General features: G+C 69.9%; 1 protein-coding gene. It reads right to left on the bottom strand.

What is annotated here, in order from left to right; translation table 11 throughout:
* Positions 1 to 787, bottom strand: a 787-nt coding sequence (locus HHX33_RS34715) for a ricin-type beta-trefoil lectin domain protein (RefSeq protein ID WP_182878260.1), incomplete at both ends; no start/stop codon positions are given.

The following is a 787-nucleotide window of genomic DNA, read 5'->3' as shown; positions in this document are numbered from 1 at the left end:
CCGGCGTCGAGGCACTTGTTGCCGTAGACGCGGATCTCACTGGCCGAGGTGGACGACCAGGTCTGGTTGTTCTGGCCGTTGCAGTCCCAGATCTGCACCTGGGTGCCGTCGGTCTGGCTGGCGCCGGGTACGTCCACGCAGCGGCCGGAGGCCACACCCTTGATCGGCCCGCTGCCCCCGCCGGAGGTCGGGGTCGCCGACGGCGTCACCGTCGGTGTCACGGTGGGGGTGACGGTCGGCGTGGCGGACGGGGAGGTGCTCGGCGCGTCGAGGCCGAGGAAGGAGATGGCGTAGGCGAGCTGGCCGCTCATGGGGAGCTGGTGGCCGACGCCGGAGATGCTGATGCCCTCGACGGTGGCCTGGGTGCCGGTGTTGCCGTACCGGGTGCGGGTCCAGGAGGACTGGGGGTGGTCGGTGAAGGCGGGGGTCTGGCTCAACCCGTTGAGGTTGGTCCACTGCTTGATCTCTTCACCGAAGTTGTTGTAGTGCAGGGTGGTGTCGGTGGTGCCGTGCCACAGCTGCATGCGGGGGTAGCGGCCGGTGTAGCCGGGGTACATGGCGCGGGCCTGGTCGCCCCACTGCTGGGCGGTCTTGCTGATCTGCCCGCCGGAGCACTGGCCGTTCCAGAGCGACCCGTCGTTGGTGGCGAAGCAGCCGGCCGGGACGCCGGAGAAGGCGGAGGCGGCGGAGAACACGTCGGGGTATTCGGCGGCCAGGACGTTGGTCATCATGGCGCCGGAGGAGAAGCCGCTGACCACGATGCGGCCGGGGTCGACGTTGTAGCGCT

Source organism: Microbispora sp. H10670 (assembly GCF_014161385.1).
In the GTDB taxonomy this organism is placed as follows: Bacteria; Actinomycetota; Actinomycetes; order Streptosporangiales; family Streptosporangiaceae; genus Microbispora; species Microbispora triticiradicis.
This window is presented reverse-complemented; position numbering and strand designations above follow the sequence as displayed.